This window comes from Streptomyces sp. bgisy159, assembly GCF_057707805.1.
Genome location: NZ_JBYIQX010000004.1, coordinates 1 through 18,414, shown reverse-complemented (window position 1 = coordinate 18,414; position 18,414 = coordinate 1). Strand labels below are relative to the sequence as shown.

General features: G+C 72.3%; 20 protein-coding genes. 6 read left to right on the top strand and 14 right to left on the bottom strand.

The genetic code is table 11. The features are described from left to right. Positions 1-153: 153 nt before the first annotated feature. The 9 genes from AC3ET3_RS05665 to AC3ET3_RS05625 all read right to left on the bottom strand — a co-directional run bounded on the left by AC3ET3_RS05665 (position 154) and on the right by AC3ET3_RS05625 (position 8,769). Positions 154-567, bottom strand: a complete 414-nt coding sequence (locus AC3ET3_RS05665) for a DUF3151 domain-containing protein (protein ID WP_432135050.1) — start codon at positions 565-567, stop codon at positions 154-156. Positions 568-584: 17 nt separating this feature from the next. Then, positions 585-2,096: an MFS transporter gene (locus AC3ET3_RS05660; RefSeq protein ID WP_435611728.1), complete on the bottom strand. Its 1,512-nt coding sequence runs from the start codon at positions 2,094-2,096 to the stop codon at positions 585-587. Positions 2,097-2,216: 120 nt separating this feature from the next. Beyond that, the gene (fbaA, locus tag AC3ET3_RS05655) at positions 2,217-3,239 is read right to left on the bottom strand and encodes a class II fructose-bisphosphate aldolase (protein WP_432135048.1); all 1,023 of its coding nucleotides are present in this window, start codon (positions 3,237-3,239) and stop codon (positions 2,217-2,219) included. Between the two features lie 144 nt (positions 3,240-3,383). After that, on the bottom strand, positions 3,384-3,932 hold the full coding sequence (pyrE, locus tag AC3ET3_RS05650) for an orotate phosphoribosyltransferase (RefSeq protein ID WP_432135047.1): 549 nt from the start codon (positions 3,930-3,932) through the stop codon (positions 3,384-3,386). A gap of 10 nt (positions 3,933-3,942) precedes the next feature. Then, the gene (locus AC3ET3_RS05645; protein ID WP_435611727.1) at positions 3,943-4,731 is read right to left on the bottom strand and encodes an aldose epimerase family protein; all 789 of its coding nucleotides are present in this window, start codon (positions 4,729-4,731) and stop codon (positions 3,943-3,945) included. A gap of 32 nt (positions 4,732-4,763) precedes the next feature. Beyond that, entirely contained in the window at positions 4,764-5,660 is an 897-nt protein-coding gene (locus AC3ET3_RS05640) for an SRPBCC family protein (RefSeq protein ID WP_435611726.1), read from the bottom strand. Positions 5,661-5,712: 52 nt separating this feature from the next. Further along, entirely contained in the window at positions 5,713-7,395 is a 1,683-nt protein-coding gene (locus AC3ET3_RS05635) for a polyamine aminopropyltransferase (RefSeq protein ID WP_435611725.1), read from the bottom strand. 62 nt (positions 7,396-7,457) lie between these two features. Further along, positions 7,458-7,994, bottom strand: coding sequence for a DUF2617 family protein (locus tag AC3ET3_RS05630; RefSeq protein ID WP_435611724.1), 537 nt, complete (start codon positions 7,992-7,994; stop codon positions 7,458-7,460). 352 nt (positions 7,995-8,346) lie between these two features. After that, complete coding sequence (locus AC3ET3_RS05625) at positions 8,347-8,769, bottom strand: hypothetical protein (protein ID WP_432135042.1); 423 nt, start codon at positions 8,767-8,769, stop codon at positions 8,347-8,349. Positions 8,770-8,970: 201 nt separating this feature from the next. On the opposite strand from AC3ET3_RS05625, the gene AC3ET3_RS05620 reads away from it, so the two are divergent. From AC3ET3_RS05620 to AC3ET3_RS05600, 5 genes are all read left to right on the top strand, one after another. Continuing rightward, entirely contained in the window at positions 8,971-9,294 is a 324-nt protein-coding gene (locus AC3ET3_RS05620) for an aminotransferase class I/II-fold pyridoxal phosphate-dependent enzyme (RefSeq protein WP_435611723.1), read from the top strand. Between the two features lie 71 nt (positions 9,295-9,365). After that, a complete protein-coding gene (locus tag AC3ET3_RS05615; RefSeq protein ID WP_435611722.1) occupies positions 9,366-10,532 on the top strand; it encodes a pyridoxal phosphate-dependent aminotransferase in 1,167 nt (388 codons plus the stop codon). Positions 10,533-10,663: 131 nt separating this feature from the next. Next, a complete protein-coding gene (locus AC3ET3_RS05610; RefSeq protein ID WP_435611721.1) occupies positions 10,664-10,978 on the top strand; it encodes a type I restriction enzyme endonuclease domain-containing protein in 315 nt (104 codons plus the stop codon). A gap of 55 nt (positions 10,979-11,033) precedes the next feature. Further along, positions 11,034-11,450, top strand: a complete 417-nt coding sequence (locus tag AC3ET3_RS05605; protein ID WP_386019102.1) for a prevent-host-death protein — start codon at positions 11,034-11,036, stop codon at positions 11,448-11,450. 116 nt (positions 11,451-11,566) lie between these two features. Then, positions 11,567-11,872 carry a cytotoxic translational repressor of toxin-antitoxin stability system gene (locus AC3ET3_RS05600; RefSeq protein WP_435611720.1) on the top strand — a complete coding sequence of 102 codons (306 nt, stop codon included), beginning with the start codon at positions 11,567-11,569 and terminating at the stop codon, positions 11,870-11,872. 104 nt (positions 11,873-11,976) lie between these two features. On the opposite strand, the gene AC3ET3_RS05595 is transcribed toward AC3ET3_RS05600, so the two are convergent. From AC3ET3_RS05595 to clpB, 5 genes are all read right to left on the bottom strand, one after another. Then, complete coding sequence (locus AC3ET3_RS05595; RefSeq protein WP_435611719.1) at positions 11,977-12,327, bottom strand: hypothetical protein; 351 nt, start codon at positions 12,325-12,327, stop codon at positions 11,977-11,979. Further along, positions 12,324-12,809, bottom strand: a complete 486-nt coding sequence (locus AC3ET3_RS05590; protein ID WP_432155920.1) for a prevent-host-death family protein — start codon at positions 12,807-12,809, stop codon at positions 12,324-12,326. The genes AC3ET3_RS05595 and AC3ET3_RS05590 overlap by 4 nt, the downstream gene beginning before the upstream one ends. 240 nt (positions 12,810-13,049) lie before the next feature. Beyond that, positions 13,050-13,961, bottom strand: coding sequence for a hypothetical protein (locus AC3ET3_RS05585; protein ID WP_432135036.1), 912 nt, complete (start codon positions 13,959-13,961; stop codon positions 13,050-13,052). A gap of 563 nt (positions 13,962-14,524) precedes the next feature. After that, the gene (locus AC3ET3_RS05580; RefSeq protein ID WP_432135035.1) at positions 14,525-15,061 is read right to left on the bottom strand and encodes a type III secretion system chaperone family protein; all 537 of its coding nucleotides are present in this window, start codon (positions 15,059-15,061) and stop codon (positions 14,525-14,527) included. A gap of 149 nt (positions 15,062-15,210) precedes the next feature. Further along, on the bottom strand, positions 15,211-17,808 hold the full coding sequence (clpB, locus tag AC3ET3_RS05575) for an ATP-dependent chaperone ClpB (RefSeq protein WP_435611718.1): 2,598 nt from the start codon (positions 17,806-17,808) through the stop codon (positions 15,211-15,213). Positions 17,809-17,927: 119 nt separating this feature from the next. Between clpB and AC3ET3_RS05570 the strand changes: the two genes are divergently transcribed. Then, positions 17,928-18,341, top strand: coding sequence for a pyridoxamine 5'-phosphate oxidase family protein (locus tag AC3ET3_RS05570; RefSeq protein WP_432135033.1), 414 nt, complete (start codon positions 17,928-17,930; stop codon positions 18,339-18,341). Positions 18,342-18,414 lie beyond the last annotated feature (73 nt).

The following is an 18,414-nucleotide window of genomic DNA, read 5'->3' as shown; positions in this document are numbered from 1 at the left end:
CGGGTAGCGGTCCGCCCCTGCCGATGCCGGCACGGGGGCCCCGGTCCCCAGGGGCATCCTCCGCAATGACCCCGGGGTGCCGCAAGGTCCGTCCTCGGGCGGACGGACCTCACGGCGCGGACGGGCCGGGGCCCGTCCGCGACGGCAGGCCCGCTAGCCCAGCGTCTGGGCGGCGGTCGGCGAGGAGTCCTTCAGGAACTGCGAGCAGCGCTCGTACTCCTCCTGCTCGCCGATCGCCTGTGCGGCGCGGGCGAGGGCGTGCAGGGCGCGCAGGAAGCCGCGGTTCGGCTCGTGCTCCCAGGGCACCGGGCCGTGCCCCTTCCATCCGTTGCGCCGCAGGGCGTCCAGGCCCCGGTGGTATCCCGTACGGGCGTAGGCGTACGACTCCACGACGCTGCCCCGGCCGAACGCGTCGTCGGCCAGCTGGGCCCAGGCCAGCGAGGACGTCGGGTGCTTCGCGGCCACGTCGGCGGGCGTGGTGCCGCTGGCGAGCAGCTCACGGGGCTCCGGGTCGTCGGGCAGGTGGGTCGGGGGCGGGCCCCCGAGAAGGTTTTCGTGAATGGCCATGCGCCCAGTGTGGTGGCTCACCACCCCTCGGGGCGAGCCGGGTCCCCGCCCCCCGCGGCCCGGCCGTCGTCGTCCACCGGCCGCTCCCCGTTCTCCAGCGGCGGTGCCGTCACCCAGCAGTGGCTGCGGCACTCGGGGTGGAGGCAGTCGGGCGCGGGCCTGCGGACCGTCGTGAAGGCGACGGCGGAGCCCAGCACCAGCACGGCGGCGCACCACAGCATCGCCCGGCCGAACGCGGCGTCGAAGGCGGCGGGCACGCGGTACGCCTCCGGGCCCATCCCGGTCAGCAGGGGCAGCGCGGCCACCGCCACCAGACCGGCCGCGCGGGCCGCCGCGTTGTTGATGCCGCTGGCCAGCCCGGCGCGCGCGGTGTCCACGGAGGCCAGCACGGTCGCGGTCAGCGGCGCCACCAACGTGACCATGCCGAGGCCGAGCACCAGCAGCGCGGGCAGCACGTCGGCGGCGTAGGAGGCGTCCGGGCCGACGCGCAGCATCAGCAGCATGCCCGCCGCGCACAGCAGCGGCCCCACGGTCAGCGGGACGCGGGGGCCGATCCGCTCCCCCAGCTGCCCGGAGCGGGCCGACAGCAGCAGCATCAGGACGGTCGTCGGCAGCAGCGCCGCGCCCGCGCCGAGCGCCGAGTAGCCGACCACCACCTGCAGCTGCACCGCCGTGAGGAAGAAGAAGCCGCCGAAGGCGGCGTACACGCACAGCGTCACCAGGTTCACCGCCGTGAACTGGCGGGAGGCGAACACGTCGAGCGGCATCATCGGGTCCGGCCGGCGCCGCTCCACGGCCACGAACGCCACCCCGGCCACCACCCCGGCCGCCGCCGTCACCGCCGCGACCGCGGGGGCGTCCCCCGCGTCGATCAGCGCGTACGTCACCAGGGCCAGCGCCAGCGCCCCGAGCACCGCGCCCGGCACGTCGAACCGGCCGCGCTCCCCGTCGCCGCCGGACTCCGGAACGTGCCGCAGCGCCACCGGTACGCACACCAGCGCCAGCGGCACGTTCAGCAGGAACACCCAGCGCCAGCCCGGGCCGTCCACCAGCCAGCCGCCGACGAACGGCCCCACGGCCGCCCCGATGCCGCCGAACCCCGACCACAGGCCGACCGCCCGCCCCCGGTCGTCGGCGTGGAAGGACGCCTGGATCAGGGCGAGCGAGCCCGGCGTGAGCAGCGCGCCCCCGACGCCCTGCAGCGCCCGCGAGGCCACCAGCATCCCGGCGTTCGGCGCCAGCCCGCACAGCAGCGAGGCCGTCGCGAACCACACCACTCCCACGACGAAGACCTTCCGGCGGCCGTAGCGGTCGCCGAGGGAGCCGCCGAGCAGGATCAGCCCGGCCAGCGTCACCATGTACGCGTTGACGGTCCACTGCAGGGCCGCCAGGTCGGCGTCCAGGTCCCGGCCGATCCTCGGCAGGGCCACGTTGACGACCGTCGAGTCCAGCAGGGCCATGCTGGAGCCGAGGATCGTGGTGAACAGGATCCACCTGCCCTGCGCGGAGCCGATCCTGACATCGGGCATGCCCCAGGTATACAGCGAGCCCGGCGCCGTCGACAGTGGACGGACGCCGGGCTCGCGAGGACCGCGGGGCGGTCGCCCGATCGGCTACTCGATCAGTTACCCGATGGGTTGCCCGATCCGTTACTTGATCCTGGTGCCCGCCGAGCGCAGGTTCCGCGTGGCCTCGACGACCCGCGCGGCCATGCTCGCCTCGGCCAGCTTGCCCCAGGTGCGCGGGTCGTAGGTCTTCTTGTCGCCGACCTCGCCGTCGACCTTGAGGACGCCGTCGTAGTTGCGGAACATGTGGTCGGCGACCGGACGGGTGAAGGCGTACTGCGTGTCCGTGTCGATGTTCATCTTGACCACGCCGTTCTCCAGCGCGGTCGCGATCTCCTGCTCGGTGGAGCCGGAGCCGCCGTGGAAGACGAAGTCGAACGGGGACTGCTTGCCGTACTTGGCGGCGACGCCCTCGTTCAGCTCCTTCAGCAGCTCGGGGCGGAGCACCACGTTGCCCGGCTTGTACACGCCGTGCACGTTGCCGAAGGACGCGGCCAGCAGGTAGCGGCCCTTCTCGCCCAGGCCCAGCGCCTCCACAGTGCGGATGGCGTCGTCGACCGTGGTGTACAGCGAGTCGTTGATCTCGTGGCTGACGCCGTCCTCCTCGCCGCCGGTCGGGGTGATCTCCACCTCAAGGATGATCTTGGCGGCGCGGGCGCGCTCCAGCAGCTCCTGCGCGATGGAGAGGTTGTCGGCGAGGGTCTCCGCCGAGCCGTCCCACATGTGCGACTGGAACAGCGGGTTGCGGCCGGCCCGCACGCGCTCCTCGGAGATCGCGAGCAGCGGGCGGACGTACCCGTCGAGCTTGTCCTTCGGGCAGTGGTCGGTGTGCAGGGCCACGGTGACCGGGTACTTCTCGGCGACGATGTGCGCGAACTCGGCGAGGGCGACCGCGCCCGACACCATGTCCTTGCTGTACTGGCCGCCCAGGAACTCGGCGCCACCCGTGGAGATCTGGATGATGCCGTCGCTCTCCGCCTCCGCGAAGCCGCGCAGTGCCGCGTGCAGGGTCTGGGTCGAGGTGACGTTGATGGCCGGGTAGGCGAACTTGCCTGCCTTCGCCCGGTCGAGCATCTCGTTGTAGACCTCGGGGGTTGCGATGGGCATCTGTCCGCTCCTTGTATGTGCGGTTGGCGTACTACGTGCTTACAGCCCTGACCTGGACCTTGCGTGCGACGTCGTCGTCGGGCCCATCTTCCCAGACCCGGGCGGATGGTCCACGCGCCGGACATTCCAGGGCACGGCGGCCCGTCAGTCCAGACCCAGTTCATCCTTCGAGAAGGCGAAGAGATAGGGCACACCGGCCCCGTCCCGGATCTTTTCGGCCGCACCGGTCGCCCGGTCGACGATGGTGGCGACGGCGACGACCTCGGCACCGGCCTCCCGCACGGCCTCCACGGCGGTCAGCGGGGAGCCGCCGGTGGTGGAGGTGTCCTCGACGACGAGGACGCGGCGGCCCGTGATGTCCGGCCCCTCGACGCGGCGCTGCAGCCCGTGCGCCTTGGCGGCCTTGCGGACGACGAAGGCGTCGAGCCGCTTGCCGCGCGCGGCGGCCGCGTGCAGCATCGCGGCGGCCACCGGGTCGGCGCCCATGGTGAGCCCGCCGACCGCGTCGAACTCCAGGTCGGCGGTCAGGTCCAGCAGCACCTGCCCGACCAGCGGCGCGGCCTGGCCGTCGAGGGTGACGCGCCGGAGGTCGACGTAGTAGTCCGCCTCCAGACCCGACGAAAGGGTCACCTTGCCGTGCACCACGGCCTTGTCCTTGATCTGCTGCAGCAGCGCGCCGCGAACGTCCGTCATGCCAGTCAGCTTAAAGGCGGCGCCAGCGCCAGGTGGTCGTGGCCTCCAGCGGCTCCAGCGGGGTGACCAGGCGCGGGTGGGTGTTCAGCCCGTTGGGCGGCCCGGTCTGCGGTTCGACGCAGACGGCGGCCTCCTGCTCGTCGTAGACCACCACCCACTTCTCGGGGCTGGTCACCTTCAGCTCCAGGCGCCCCGGCCAGGTGAGGGTGACGTCGACGCCGCCGGGCATCCCGAAGCAGTCGTCCCACGGTCCGGGCTTCGGGTCTACGCGGTTGCCGGTCGGCAGGTGGTCGTCCCCGCGTTCCTCCTGCCAGGCGGGGTCGAAGTCCAGCCGGACGGCCTCGCCGCCGACCTCGCGGTTGAACCACGGGTGCCAGCCGATCTGCGCGGGGAAGGAGTCGTCGTACGTCTCGACGGCCGTCGTCAGCGTCAGCGCGGACCCGGACAGCGACACCACCTGGGTGACCCGGCCGGGGTACGGCCACGGATCCGCCAGGTCGTACGTCAGCACCGCCTCGTCCGCCGCACGCCGGGCGACGCGCCAGGCGCCGTCGCGCGCCGTGCCGTGGATGGCGTGCGGCGGGGCGTTCAGCGGCATCTGCTGCACGACGGCCCCGTCCCGGAAGCGGCCGTCCCGGATCCGGCCGCACCACGGCACCATCGGGAAGCACCCGAACCGCTCCCCGCGCCTCAGCAGGTCCAGCCCGCCGACGCGCAGGGCGCCGACCCGCCCGCCGTTGCCCGCCTCCACTACGGCCTCCGCGTCACCCGCGGTCAACGTGATGTCTTCGTTACTCACAGGACGACCCTACTGGGGTGATCAAGGGCGCCTCACGGCCGACGGCGCCGCAGCGCCCGGCCCACCACGATCGCCGAGGCCACGACCAGGGCGGCGGCCGGGGCGGCCCAGCGCAGGGTGGAGTGGGGGGCGACCGTCTGCGGTGCGGGGACCGGCGCGTAGCGGCCGCGCGGCGGGGCGTGGTCGACCTCCTCCGCGCTGCGCCCGATCATCGTGCGGCGCGCGTGCGCGGCCTCGGCGGGCGGCTCCTCCAGCGGGTCGAACCCGTCCTCCTCTTCCGACGGACCGAGGGAGGGCGGCGGCACCTCGGCCTCGAACACGGACCCGTCGGCCTGCGGCTCGTCGGCCTCCGCCTGCGCTTCATCGGACTCCGCTTGCGCTTCATCGGCGTCGGCCTGCGCCGGGGTCTCCGGTCCCGGCCCGGTCTCCCCGCCCGGCCGCGGTTCCGCCGTCGCCGGGCGCTCCTCTTCCGGCCGGCGGTCCGCGCCCGTCTCCCCCGCCTCCGCCGCCACCTCGGTCAGGTTCTCCGCGAACCGGTGGAACAGCCGGGTCGCCGTCGACTCCACGGTGTCGGCCGGCAGCTCGGTGAGACGGCCGTCGGCCGTCGCGGTCCCGGCGAGGTGGAGGGTGGAGCCGCCGTCCGCGGGGGTCACGCGGAGGGTGAGGGCGAGGTGGACGGAGCCGGTGCCGCGGGCCTCGGTGCCGTCGGCCCGGAGGGTGCGGGTGCCGTCGTCGGCGGCGCCGACCCGCAGCTCGCCCCGGTACGTGATGCTGTGGCCGCCGGCCCGGAGCTTGAGCCGCCCGGCGACCGTCCCGTCGGCCCCGGCGTCCTGCTGGAGCCCGGGCACCGCTCGCGCCACCCGCGCGGGATCGGCGAGGGCGGACCTCAGCCGGTCGGGCGGGACCGCTACGAACACCTGTTGCTCCATGGTCGGGGAGCCTACCCAGCGCGCCCGGAAAAGCACCCCGGGAAACGGGCTTTCAGTACCGCGGGTACACCAGTGTGGAGGCCCGTACGCCGCCCGGCCGCGCCGCCTCCGCGTCCTGTCCGCCGGCCGTCAGCTCCTCCTGGGTGAGCGTGCCCGGCGGCGTCTCCCGGATGAGCGGGTCCGTCAGCTCCTCCTGGGTGAGCGTGCCCGGCGGCCGGTCCAGGCGCAGGGCCGGCCGGGCGTCCGCCCCGGCGAGGACGAACCCCCAGTCGCGGGGCGCCCCGAGCCGGTCCGCCGTGCTGCCGGTGCCGGCCGGGGTGCCGTCGTCCCGGCCACCGACCCGGTACGGCCGGGTGCGCAGACCGGCCGCACGCAGGGTCGCCTCGACCGTCCAGAACACGTGCGGCCGGGCGGTGAACGGCCCGGCGTGCACGACGAGCCGCCCGCGCGGGGCGAGGGCGCGGCGGGCGAGGCCGTAGAACTCCTGGGAGTACAGCTTGGTGCTGGCGGTGATCCCGGGGTCGGGCAGGTCGGCGACGACGACGTCGTAGGCCCCGGCGGGGGTGGCCCGCAGCCGGTCGAACGCGTCGGCGATCCGTACCCGCACCCGCGGGTCGGCCAGCGCGTGCCCGTTGAGGCGGGACAGCGCGGGGTCGGTGCGGGCCAGCCGGACGACGGCGGCGTCGCGCTCCACGATGTCCACGTGCCGTACGTCCGGGCGGGTGAGGAGTTCCCGCGCGGCGAGCCCGTCGCCGCCGCCGAGGATCAGCACGCGCGCGTGCGGCCCGGAGAGCGCCGGGCGGACCAGGGCCTCGTGGTAGCGGTGCTCGGTGCGGCCGGCGACGCGCAGCCGCCCGTCGAGGTAGAGGTCGAGGGGCCGGCCGCCGGTGCCGCCGGTCAGCACGATCTCCTGCACGCCGCTGTCCAGGGCGACCCGTACGTCGGTGCCGTAGACCGCCTGCCGGGCGGCCCGCTCGAAGTCGTCGACGAGGACGGCGGCGGCGGCCAGCACGCAGAGCGCGGTGACGTTGGCGGTGATCAGCAGCCAGCGGGCCCGGTGGCTGAGGCCGCGGCGGAACAGGCCGAGGACCAGGGCGCCGCCGGCGACGACGTTGACCGCGCCGGTCAGCAGGGAGCTGGTGAGCTGGCCGAGCAGGGGCAGCAGCAGGAAGGGGAAGGCGAGCCCGCCGACCAGCGCGCCGACGTAGTCCGCGGCGAACAGGTCGGCGACCGCGCCGCCCGCGTCCTGGCGTCGGATGCGCTGGATGAGCACCATCAGCAGCGGCACCTCGGCGCCGATGAGCAGGCCGATGGCGAGGGAGAAGGCGACGAGCAGCACGCGCGGGCCGTGCGCCCAGGCGCCGCCCCAGTCGGCCGTCCAGGCGAACGCGGCGTAGAGCGCGAGGGCGCTGCAGCCGCCGGTCAGGGCGAGGGCGACCTCGACGACGGCGAAACCGGCCGCGGCGTACCGGCGCAGCGGTTTGGCGGCGAGCGAGCCGACGCCCATCGCGAAGACCATGACGGACACCACGACCGACGCCTGGGTGACCGAGTCGCCCATCAAGTACGAGGCGAGGGCGACGAGTTCCAGCTCGTAGACGAGACCGCAGGCGGCGCACACGAAGACGCAGGCGAGGACCAGGAACCGCCCCGTCGCGGGCCGCACCGGCAGCCAGGCCGGGCCCCGCCAGGAGCGGGGAGCACCGGGCGGGGCGGGGGCGTGCGACTCGATCACGACTGCGACGTTACGTCACGGCACCATGGCGCTCTGTCACCCACACGCGTGAAGCTTGGCCGTCAAACCTCCGCCCCTTCGGCATCGTGGGCCGCGACCCGCACGCCCACCCGGGTGCGCGTCGCGACCAGTTGACCGTCCTGCGGATACGCGTGCCACGTACGCCAGTGCACCTGCGCGCCCTGACGCTGGACCAGGAGCGCGGTGAAGGCGTGCGGGCTGCCCGGGAACACGCCGACCAGGCCGTTGGGGTGGTCGGAGACGAGGGCGAGGAGTTCCTGGGCGCGGCCGGCGAAGGAGTTCGGCGAGAGTCTCTCGACGCGCGCGGCGAACTCGTACTCCCAGTCGCCGACCCGCTTGGCCACGCCGAGCGGAAGGGGGGTGCTGCTGCCGGGGATGCAGGCCACCGTCTCCGAACAACTGCCCCGGTCCTCCTGGAGGAGCACCTGGTGGGACGCGCCGAGGAGTCTCAACTGCACTTTCGCGTCCGACAGTTCGAGATCGAGAGCAGCGAGGGCGGGCAGCGGCTCGCGCCCCAGGGCCCAGGCGAGGTCGGCCGCGCGCGTGTCGGTGTAGGCGGTGTTCAGGGTCGTGAGCATGGATCGGCTCCGCAGGCACACAAGGAGAGGGGTAGGTCCGGCGCTCCCCGGTCGACACCGGGAGTTCGGCCCCGGTCAGCCCGGTCTGGGGAGGGCGTCCGCGCGGGACGTCCGTGGAGTCCGAGAGGATTCCGAGGGGCTGCGTTGGTGACTTAGAGGGAATCATGAACTGTGGCGCCACCACAGCGTTTTTACCCAACTTCGTGGGGTTTCCATCCCTCAGAGGGCTCCTCAGCTCAACTGTTCAAACACGGCGTGCGCCGCGCGGCCCAGGCGCACACCCCGGCGCACGCGACGCCCGCCGCGAGCGGGGCGCGGCGGGCGTCGGCGGACGGAGCTCGGCTGCCCCGCGTCAGCTGCCTCCGCCGCATCCACCGCCGCCCCCGCCGCAGGACGAACCGCCCCCGCAGGACGACGAGGAGCTGCTGCCGCACGACGACGAACCGCCGCCACAGGAGTGGTGGCTCGAACCATGCCCCGAGTGACCCGAGTGACCCGAGTCGCCGGAGTGACCCGAGTGGCCGGAGTGACCCGAGTGTCGGTTGTCGTCGCTCGACGACGAGCCCCCGTCCCCCGCCCACCAGCTGTCGTCGGCCGCCACCACGGCGGCCCCGGCCCCGGCGTCGCCGGACCGGCTCGCGCCGCCGCCGTACCCCCGCCCGCCGGCATACCGGCCGGTGCGCCGCAGCCGGCGCCTGTTGCGGCGCTCGGCGGCGACACCCAGGCCCACCACGAGCACGATCGCCACCACACCCAGGACGATGCCGATGGTCATGGCACCACCCTCCTTCCGATTCCCCCGAAGCGGCCCCCCGTGGGCTCTCGCTCGGTGCGTGGCAAGGAGATGCCCGGCGCCCACACGCTCCAAAGCACACTTGAGGAACTCCAGAGCTTGGCGGCGGAGCGGCCAGACCCGCCCGCACCACCCCGGCGCCGGTCCTGCGCGGCATCTCGGCGACGGCGGCGATACGTCAGGATGGCCCCAGCGACCCGACGGACCGTCGGCGCGACCGAGGCGATCGCGGCGGCCGTGCTCGCGCTGCTGGAGCCCGGGGACGAGGTGATCGCCTTCGAGCCCTTCTACGACCCCTACGCCGTCTGCATCGCCATGGCCGGCGCACGGCGCGTACCGCTCACCCTGATCGCCCCGGACTTCCGCCCGGACCTGGACGAGCTGCGCCAAGAGTGCACGAGCGCACCGGTAACCATCAGCTCGGCCGGCAGGATCTTCTCCTTCACCGGGTGGAAGGTCGGCTGGGTCAAGGCTCTTTCACCTGCCTATTGGACGCTGGCCGCGTGAACGCCTTGCCGGGCATCGGCCAGGATGGTCTCCGAAGGATCGACGGATACCCGGGTGAGGACGGTGGAGACATGAGCGGCAGGCCGCTGCTGAACCGCAGGCTGGACGGACTCGGGACGACGATCTTCGCGGAGATGTCGGCGCTGGCTACAGCGACGGGCGCGATCAACTTGGGCCAGGGCTTCCCGGACACGGACGGGCCGGAGTCAGTACGGGAAGCGGCCGTACGAGCGCTGCGGGACGGGCGCGGCAATCAGTACCCGCCGGGACCGGGCATCCCGGAGCTGCGTCAGGCGATCGCCGACCACCAGCGACGTTTCTACGACCTGAGCCTCGACCCAGACACGGAAGTCCTGGTCACCGCAGGGGCGACCGAGGCGATCGCCGCAGCCATGCTCGCCCTCCTCGAACCGGACGACGAGGTGGTCGCCTTCGAGCCCTTCTACGACTCCTACGCGGCCTGCATCGCGATGGCCGGTGCGAAGCGCGTGCCGCTCACCCTGCGAGCGCCGTCCTTCCGCCCGGACCTGGACGAGCTGCGCGCCAAGATCACCCCGCGGACCCGTCTCCTTCTCCTCAACACCCCGCACAACCCGACCGGGATGGTCCTCACCGCCGACGAGCAGAGCGCCATCGCCGCACTCGCCATCGAGCACGACCTGCTCGTCGTCACCGACGAGGTGTACGAGCACTTGGTCTACGAAGGCACGCACCGCCCCATCGCGGCCCTGCCGGGCATGCGTGAGCGCACCGTTTCCATCTCCTCCGCCGGCAAGACCTTCTCCTTCACCGGTTGGAAGGTCGGCTGGGTCACGGCGAGCGCCCCGCTCGTCTCCGCGGTCCGCACCGCCAAGCAGTACCTGACGTACGTCAGCGCAGGCCCGTTCCAGTACGCGATCGCCGAAGCACTGCGCCTGCCGGACGCGTACTTCGAGGGCTTCCGCGCCGACCTCCGCCGCAAGCGCGACCTGCTCGGCGACGGCCTCCGGGCAGCCGGTTTCGAGGTCTACCAGCCCCAGGGCACGTACTTCATCACCACCGACATCAGCCCCCTCGGCGAGAAGAACGCCCTCGCCTTCTGCCGCGCCCTCCCCGAGCGCTGCGGCGTCGTCGCCATCCCCAACTCCGTGTTCTACGACGATCCTGACGTCGGCCGCAGCCAGGTACGCTTCACCTTCTGCAAGAAGGATGACGTCCTCCACGAGGCCGCCGACCGCCTGCAACGCATGGCGCCGTGAGCTCACGCCCCTTCGCCCGAATGAGGCCGAGGCACGGGAGGTGTCGGCGGAGGCCGGTCGCGGTGAGCAGTTCGACCCGCCGCCGGCCCACGCCGAGCTGGCCTTCTACGACGCGGTCGCACACCGCGACAGTGGCCGAGTTGATGGAGGGCGGCCAGGACACGCTCGCCGGGATCGCCCGAACTCGGGTGAAGGACATCCGGAACACTCTCTCCGTCGACCGGCTCTCCCGCGAACCCGTCCGGGCCGAGCTCCGCGCCCGCATCCGCATCCGCCAGATGCTGGCCATGTTCGACTACCCGCCGGAGGAGGAGGGCGAGGCGGTCGACCTGGTCCTCAAGCAGATGGAGATCGTGGCAGCCCTGTGGGGGCCCGGAGGTTCTGGAGCAGCCCGCCTCCCGCCACCGCATCCGCACCCACGTACGTCAAGTACTTCACGTACTTGACGTACGTGAAGGAGGGGTGCACGCTGGGGAGGCCGGACAATCGAGGAGGCAGGTCATGGCCGCTGTGCACTACGAGAGCTACACCCAGGCGCGCGCACATCTGAAGGACCTCCTCGACGCGGCCGACGAGGGACGGGTAGCGACCGTACGCCGTGACTCCGGCCGCTCGGCAGTCGTGGACGTCGAGCGACTGCGCCACTATCTGTCGCTCGTGTGCCCCTCGAAGGCCGAGGTGGTCGCGGAGGCGGGTGGCTGGTCCGTCTTTCTGCCCGGCCTGCCGCTGGCAGCCGACGGGGCCACGTTCGATGAAGCGATAGGGGAGATGGTCCAGGTCCTGCGTGAGTATGCCGAAGACTGGCAGGACAGGCTGCGGGTCGCCCCCAACCACGCGGAGAACTGGGGTCTGGTACAGCTGATCGCCCTCAGCGAGGACGGACAACTGCGCGACTGGCTGGTGGGTGCTCCACAGTGACCTGGCCCCAGCCTGACCGTGAGAACCACGATCGTTTCTGCCGTGTCGAGAAGTGGGAACGCGTCCGGGATTCCCGCGGGCGCACCGGTACCCATCATGTGACCTACGAACTCACCTTGCACGACGGCAGGATCCTGCGAACGAGAATCTCGCACCCGGTGGACCGCACGGCGTACGGCCCCGCCATGTGGCGGCACATCCTTCGGGACCAACTGGACGTCACCGAGGACGAGTTCTGGGCCTGCGCACAGCAGGGCGAACTGCCTGACCGGGGCGCTCCCGAGCCGCCACGCGAGGCACTTCCCGCCGACCTGGTGCATCTGCTCATTCACCGCGTGGGCGTCGGCGAGGACGCCGTGGCGAGGATGACCAAGGAGGAGGCGGTTGCGAGACTCCAGAGGTACTGGACGGACGGGAGCTGAGCCCGCGCTTCGACGCGAAAGGCGGAACCGATGTTCACCAAGGGAACTCGTCCGCCCTCGCAGGCAGAACGCGTGCGGGAGTGGGGACCTTGAGACCAGGCCCACTATTCGGTGTCCTTCGGGTGTCGCGGGGAGGCATACACCAGGATCACGGTCGCGGTCTCCGGGCTGACCAGGTATCGAACCCGACCGCCGCTGGTGATCTCGTACTCCCACTGCTCCAGCTCGGAGCCCTTCCATTCCCTGGTGGCGTGCCTGCCTCGTAGCTGGTGCTGACGGTTCCAGTTGGCGCGCGACAGCGGGTCTGTACGGAGGGCTTCCAGGCAGCGATGCGCGTTCGGCAACGCGACCCGGCACAGCTCCTCCCAACCGGTCGCCGCCTCCGTCGTCCCATGGATGACGTTCCAGCCACTCAGCGGAGGGACGCTGACCCGATCGCCTTTCTTCGGGCTCACTCGTGCACCTCGACCGGGCCGAGGTCGACGTCACCGAGCGGACGGAGCGCTTCCCTCAGCTGGTCAGGGTCGGCGTTGATGCGGGCGGTGGCCCGCCACGAGACGATCGCTCGGTGCACGGCCTCCCTGGCGCCCAGCTCAGCGGCGTCGGACAGCGCCTCCAGAAGCTCGACAGTGAATTCCCGGACTTCCTCAGCGTCCAGGTGGCGCACCCACGGGAACACCTCGGGGAGCGCGAGCGAAAGCGACTCGGCACCGTCGTCCTGCTTCAACAGTGCAAGGAACAGCCGGGACGCGGTGGTCAGGTTCTCCTCGGCACGTTCTGCGTATATGGCCGTCGTCAACACCATGTCGGGCGCGTCTCGGTGCGTGACACGCAGGCGTCCCAGGGCGGCGGCCTTGGCGGCGACAGCCTTCGGGTTCCGCGACAGGTCGGTGAACGAGACGGACTCCGATTCGAATGCCGAATGCGCGATACTCATGCTCAGACCGTACTCTGATTACACTCTGATTTCTATGCGCGGACAGCAACTGAAAGCCGCACTCCAGCGACAGGGCCCGCCCCCTCCGAGGGCTGCTGCTGCGCCGGCAACGCCCGGCTCTTGCCAGTGCCAGCGCCCCCGGCGCACCGGCCGGGCCTTGGCCACCGCGTACCACCGCCCCTTGACCACCCGGTCCAGGGGTCTCCCACCCGAGGGACGACCGCACACCCGCCCACCGGCTCAGCCGGCCGCACGGAGACGGCCTTCGGCCGAGCGTTCCCGCTTCTCCCGGCAGCCCCGGCACAGGCCGGGTTCCGCCGTGCGGAATCCCCGGTCGCAGCCGTCGCAGTTCCGCATGGGCACGACCGCCCGGCGCACGGGGGGTTCCGCGCCGCGGGCCAGTGCGGGCAGGGGGAGGGGAGTCTCCTTGAGCCGGTAGGCGAGGATGCCGGCCGGTCGGGTCAGGAAGTGGTCCGGGAGACGCGCGGTGAGATGGTCCGTGATCTGCGTAGGCAGGAGACCCGCCGTGAGCCACCGGGTGACGGCCGGGGCGAGGCGGGCGACCTCCCGCGCGGTCAGGACGAGGCGGGGGTCGACCCGGCGCAGGCCGGCGAGTACGGCGACGGCTCGGGGGTCGGCGTCGGCGAGCGGGGCCGGTGCCTCCGCCTCCTCCTTCGCCTGTACGGGCGCCTGCACCGGTTCCCGCACAGCCGAGGACGCGGGTGGGACCGCCGCAGCGGCGGGTTGCCTCCGGGGCCGACGCGGTCCGGGCGGCTCGGGGGGCCCGTCCGGATCCGGGTCGCCGCCGGGTACGTCGTAGAAGTACGTGCGGGTACGGACCTGCCCGGTGGGCGTTCGTTCCCGGCGGCGCTCCAGGTAGCCGGCGTCTTCCAGCTCCCTGAGCGCTCGCGAGATGAGGATCTCGCCCTCGGCGAAGTGCTCGCACAGGGCGGTGATCGTGACGGGGTGGCCGTCGGGCAGGGAGGAGATGTACGCCGCGACGCCGACCGTGACCGCGCTGCCGCGCCGTTGCGCGAGGGCGTTGGAGATCACGGTGAAGTCGGCGGTGAGCCGGGTGCGGACGCGGATCACGCCGGAGGTCGGAGATCCGGCGGCGGCGCGCAGGGGCGCGTTAGACTGCGGGTCAGCCATCGGGAAGCTCTCTTCTTCCTGATCGGTCAGGCCCTCGATCGGGATTGCAGTCCCGGCCGGGGGCCGATGTCTGTGTGCGGTTGTCGCGGCGAACGTAACCGCCCTGATCCCGCGCCTGCAAGCCGGTCACTCGGACGGGTGACGCGGGCCTCGCGGCCGGGGAGGGTGGGTGGGCGGGTAGTTCTTTCCCCCGGTTCTTTGGGGAGGTCAGCGGCCTGCCGGGCCCTCGTGGACAGGGGCCCGGTGAGCCCGGGGCGTGGACGGTGACCAGAGCCCGGCGGGCTCAGTGACGGTGGTCGCCGGCCTTCGACTCGCCTATGAAGGCGGTCCGGGTGGAGGCTGCGAGGCCGGGTGCCGGACCGTGCGCGGTCTTGCTGCCACGGACCGGGACGACGGTCTTCGCGGCACCGGACGCAAGGCTCGACCGCCGCTGGCCGCCCGTACGGCGAAAGCCCGGCCGCGGCGCGTGATCGGCGTGATCACGGCCCTGGCCGGGCTCTCCCGCACGTGCGGCGCCTGCCTGGCGGCAGTCGCGCGCACGCCTCTTCGGGCCGCTGGGGGCCTTACTCGCTGTCGTCGCCCTCGTCGGGCTGCTCCGCGTCGTTGACCTCCTGCTCCAGGCCGAGCTGCTCGACCAGCCAGCGGTCGAACTCGATGGCCGCGCGGACCCAGCTGACCGTGGAGGAGACGAAGAACTCGATGTTGACCCCGGCGCCGATCAACATCTGCGCCTCACCGATCAGACGGACGGTGCCGTCGTCGTGGGTGTGGGTGTAGACCTTGGGCCACAGGGTGCGCCGGTTCCAGTCGTCGATGGACTCCAGGAGCTGCGGCTTCTCGTCGATCTTGTGCGGCCGGTCGTAGAACGTGCGCACCGAGAAGATCGCCTGCTCGTTCTCGCCGCGGAACATGAAGTACGTACGGAACTGCTCCCACGGCGCCGCGAGGTCTCCCTCCTCGTCGACGACATACTTCAGCTCCATCTGGTCGAGGAGCTGCTTCACGAGGTCCTGATCCGGGACGACGGGGCCCGCCGGTCCTTGCGGCTGCGGCTCGGGCTGGCCCCCGAAGTTCGGAATCGAGGACGGGTCGATGGTCACCGTGTTTTTCCCTTCGTACGGATGCTTGCCATCCTCCCCCAGAGGGGGCGGGGGCTGGCAACCCCGACCCGTTCTTTACGGCGGACAGCGGAATCAGGGGCCGCCGCCCCGGCGCGCCACCGGCGCCGGGGGGCCGGTAGCGCGGGGCGCTACAGCGTCTTGCCGGTCGCCGGGCCCACGATCAGGCCGTCGCCGACGCGGTCCACGCGTACCGTGTCGCCGTCCTTGATCTCGCCGGAGAGGATCTCCCTGGCGAGTCGGTCGCCGATGGCGGTCTGGACGAGGCGGCGCAGCGGCCGGGCGCCGTACGCCGGGTCGTTGCCCTCGTCGGCCAGCCAGGCCAGCGCCTGCGGGGTGACCTCCAGGGTGAGCCGCCGCTCGGCGAGCCGCCGGGCGAGCCGCTCGATCTGGAGCTGCGCGATCCGGCTCAGCTCGTCCTTGGTCAGCGCCGAGAAGACGACCAGGTCGTCCAGCCGGTTGAGGAACTCCGGCTTGAAGGAGGCCCGGACGATCTCCAGTACCTGCTCCTTCTTCTCCGCCTCGGTGGAGATCGGGTCGACCAGGAACTGGCTGCCCAGGTTGGACGTCAGGACGAGGATCGTGTTGCGGAAGTCGACCGTGCGGCCCTGGCCGTCCGTCAGCCGGCCGTCGTCCAGGACCTGCAGGAGGATGTCGAAGACCTCGGGGTGCGCCTTCTCCACCTCGTCGAGGAGCACCACACTGTACGGGCGGCGGCGCACCGCCTCCGTCAGCTGGCCGCCCTCCTCGTAGCCGACGTATCCGGGGGGCGCGCCGACCAGCCGGGCCACGCTGTGCTTCTCGCCGTACTCCGACATGTCGATGCGGACCATGGCCCGCTCGTCGTCGAAGAGGAAGTCGGCGAGGGCCTTGGCCAGCTCGGTCTTGCCGACGCCGGTGGGGCCGAGGAACAGGAAGGAGCCGGTGGGGCGGTCCGGGTCGGCGATGCCCGCGCGGGAGCGCCGTACGGCGTCGGAGACCGCCTGCACCGCCTCCCGCTGGCCGATCAGCCGCTTGCCGATCTCCTCCTCCATGCGCAGCAGCTTCCGCGTCTCGCCCTCCAGGAGGCGGCCGGCCGGGATGCCGGTCCAGGAGGCGACGACGTCGGCGATGTCGTCGGAGCCGACCTCCTCCTTGACCATGGTGTCCCGGGCAACCTCTTCCTCGGCCTCGGACGCGGCCTCCAGGTCGCGCTCCAGTGCCGGGATCTCGCCGTACAGCAGCTTGCTCGCGGTGTCGAAGTCGCCGTCGCGCTGGGCGCGTTCGGCCTGGCCGCGCAGGTCGTCCAGCTTCTCCTTCAGCTCGCCGACCCGGTTGAGGGACTGCTTCTCCTTCTCCCAGCGGGCGTTGAGACCACGCAGCTCCTCCTCCTTGTCGGCGAGGTCGCGGCGCAGCCGGTCCAGGCGCTCGCGGGAGGCGGCGTCGGTCTCCTTGTCGAGGGCCAGCTCCTCCATCTTCAACCGGTCGACTGCGCGCTGGAGTTCGTCGATCTCGACGGGCGAGGAGTCGATCTCCATGCGCAGCCGGGAGGCCGCCTCGTCGACGAGGTCGATGGCCTTGTCGGGCAGGAAGCGGGAGGTGATGTAGCGGTCGGAGAGGGTGGCGGCGGCGACCAGCGCGCTGTCCGCGATCTGCACCTTGTGGTGGGCCTCGTAGCGGCCCTTGAGCCCGCGCAGGATGGCGACGGAGTCCTCGACGCTCGGCTCGGCGACCAGCACCTGCTGGAAGCGCCGCTCCAGCGCGGGGTCCTTCTCGATCCGCTCCCGGTACTCGTCCAGCGTGGTCGCGCCGACCATGCGCAGCTCGCCGCGGGCCAGCATCGGCTTGAGCATGTTCCCGGCGTCCATGGCGGAGTCGCCGCCGGCGCCCGCGCCGACGACCGTGTGCAGTTCGTCGATGAACGTGATGATCTGACCGTCGGAGTCCTTGATCTCCGCGAGGACGGTCTTCAGCCGCTCCTCGAACTCGCCGCGGTACTTGGCGCCGGCGACCATCGCGCCGAGGTCCAGCGCGACCAGCCGCTTGTCGCGCAGCGACTCGGGCACGTCGCCCTTGACGATGCGCTGGGCGAGGCCCTCCACGACGGCGGTCTTGCCGACGCCGGGCTCGCCGATGAGCACGGGGTTGTTCTTCGTGCGGCGGGAGAGCACCTGCACGACCCGGCGGATCTCCTGGTCGCGGCCGATGACCGGGTCGAGCTTGCCCTCCCGGGCGGCGGCGGTGAAGTCGGTGCCGAACTTCTCCAGGGCCTTGTACGAGCCCTCCGGGTCGGAGGTGGTCACCCGCCGACCGCCGCGCGCCGCACGGAAGGCGTCGAGCAGCTTCTTCGCGGTGGCGCCCTGTGCCGCCAGCACCTCGCCGGCCTGGCCGCCCTTGGCGGCGGTCCCGATGAGCAGGTGCTCGGTGGACAGGTACTCGTCGCCGAGGTCCCGGGCCCGCGCCTGGGCGTCGGCGATGACGGCCAGCAGCTCCCGGTTGGGCTGCGGCGGCGCGACCGTGGACCCGGTGACGCTGGGCAGCGCGGCCAGCACCTTCTCCGCCCCGGCGCGCACGGCGGCCTGGTCGGCGTCGACGGCCGCGAGCAGGTCGGTGATGTTCTCGTTCTCCCGGCCCTCCAGCAACGCCAGCAGCAGGTGGGCGGGGGTCAGATCGGGGTGCCCCCCGGTCACGGCGCGGTTGCCGGCCGCGTTGATCGCTTCCCGGCTCCGGTTGGTCAGCTCGGCGTCCACGTTCGCTCTCTCCTCCTGGCGTCAGCGTCTCCCAGTACTGACTGGAACAGCGTACACAAAGTTGAGTCTATTCCGCTCAAGGTGGAGATGGGGGCCGTACGGCGGATAAGTTCCCGGCCATGGCCGCATATCCCCAGGATCCGGGCGCGCCGGACGCGCCGTACCTCGCCTTCTGGCAGGAGAGACACCTGTGCACCCTGACCACGCTCCGCCCGGACGGCACCCCACACGTGGTACCCGTCGGGGTGACCTACGACCCCGGGGCACGGCTGGCCCGGGTGATCGCGAACAAGGCGAGCACGAAGGTGGGGAACGTGCGGGCGGCAGGCCCGACCGGGGCACGGGTGGCGGTGTGCCAGGTGGACGGGCGCCGCTGGGCCACGCTGGAGGGGATCGCCCGGGTGGACACCGACCCGGACCGGGTCGCGGAGGCCGAGCGGCGCTACGCGGAGCGGTACGGACGGGTGCCGTCACCCAACCCGGCCCGGGTGGTGATCGAAATCGACCTGACCCGGGCGATGGGGCGGGGATGACCTGATTCACACCGGCGCTTTTCAGCCACCGGGCCGAAGGGGCGATAGCGGGAAATATCCCCGGAAACTGCAG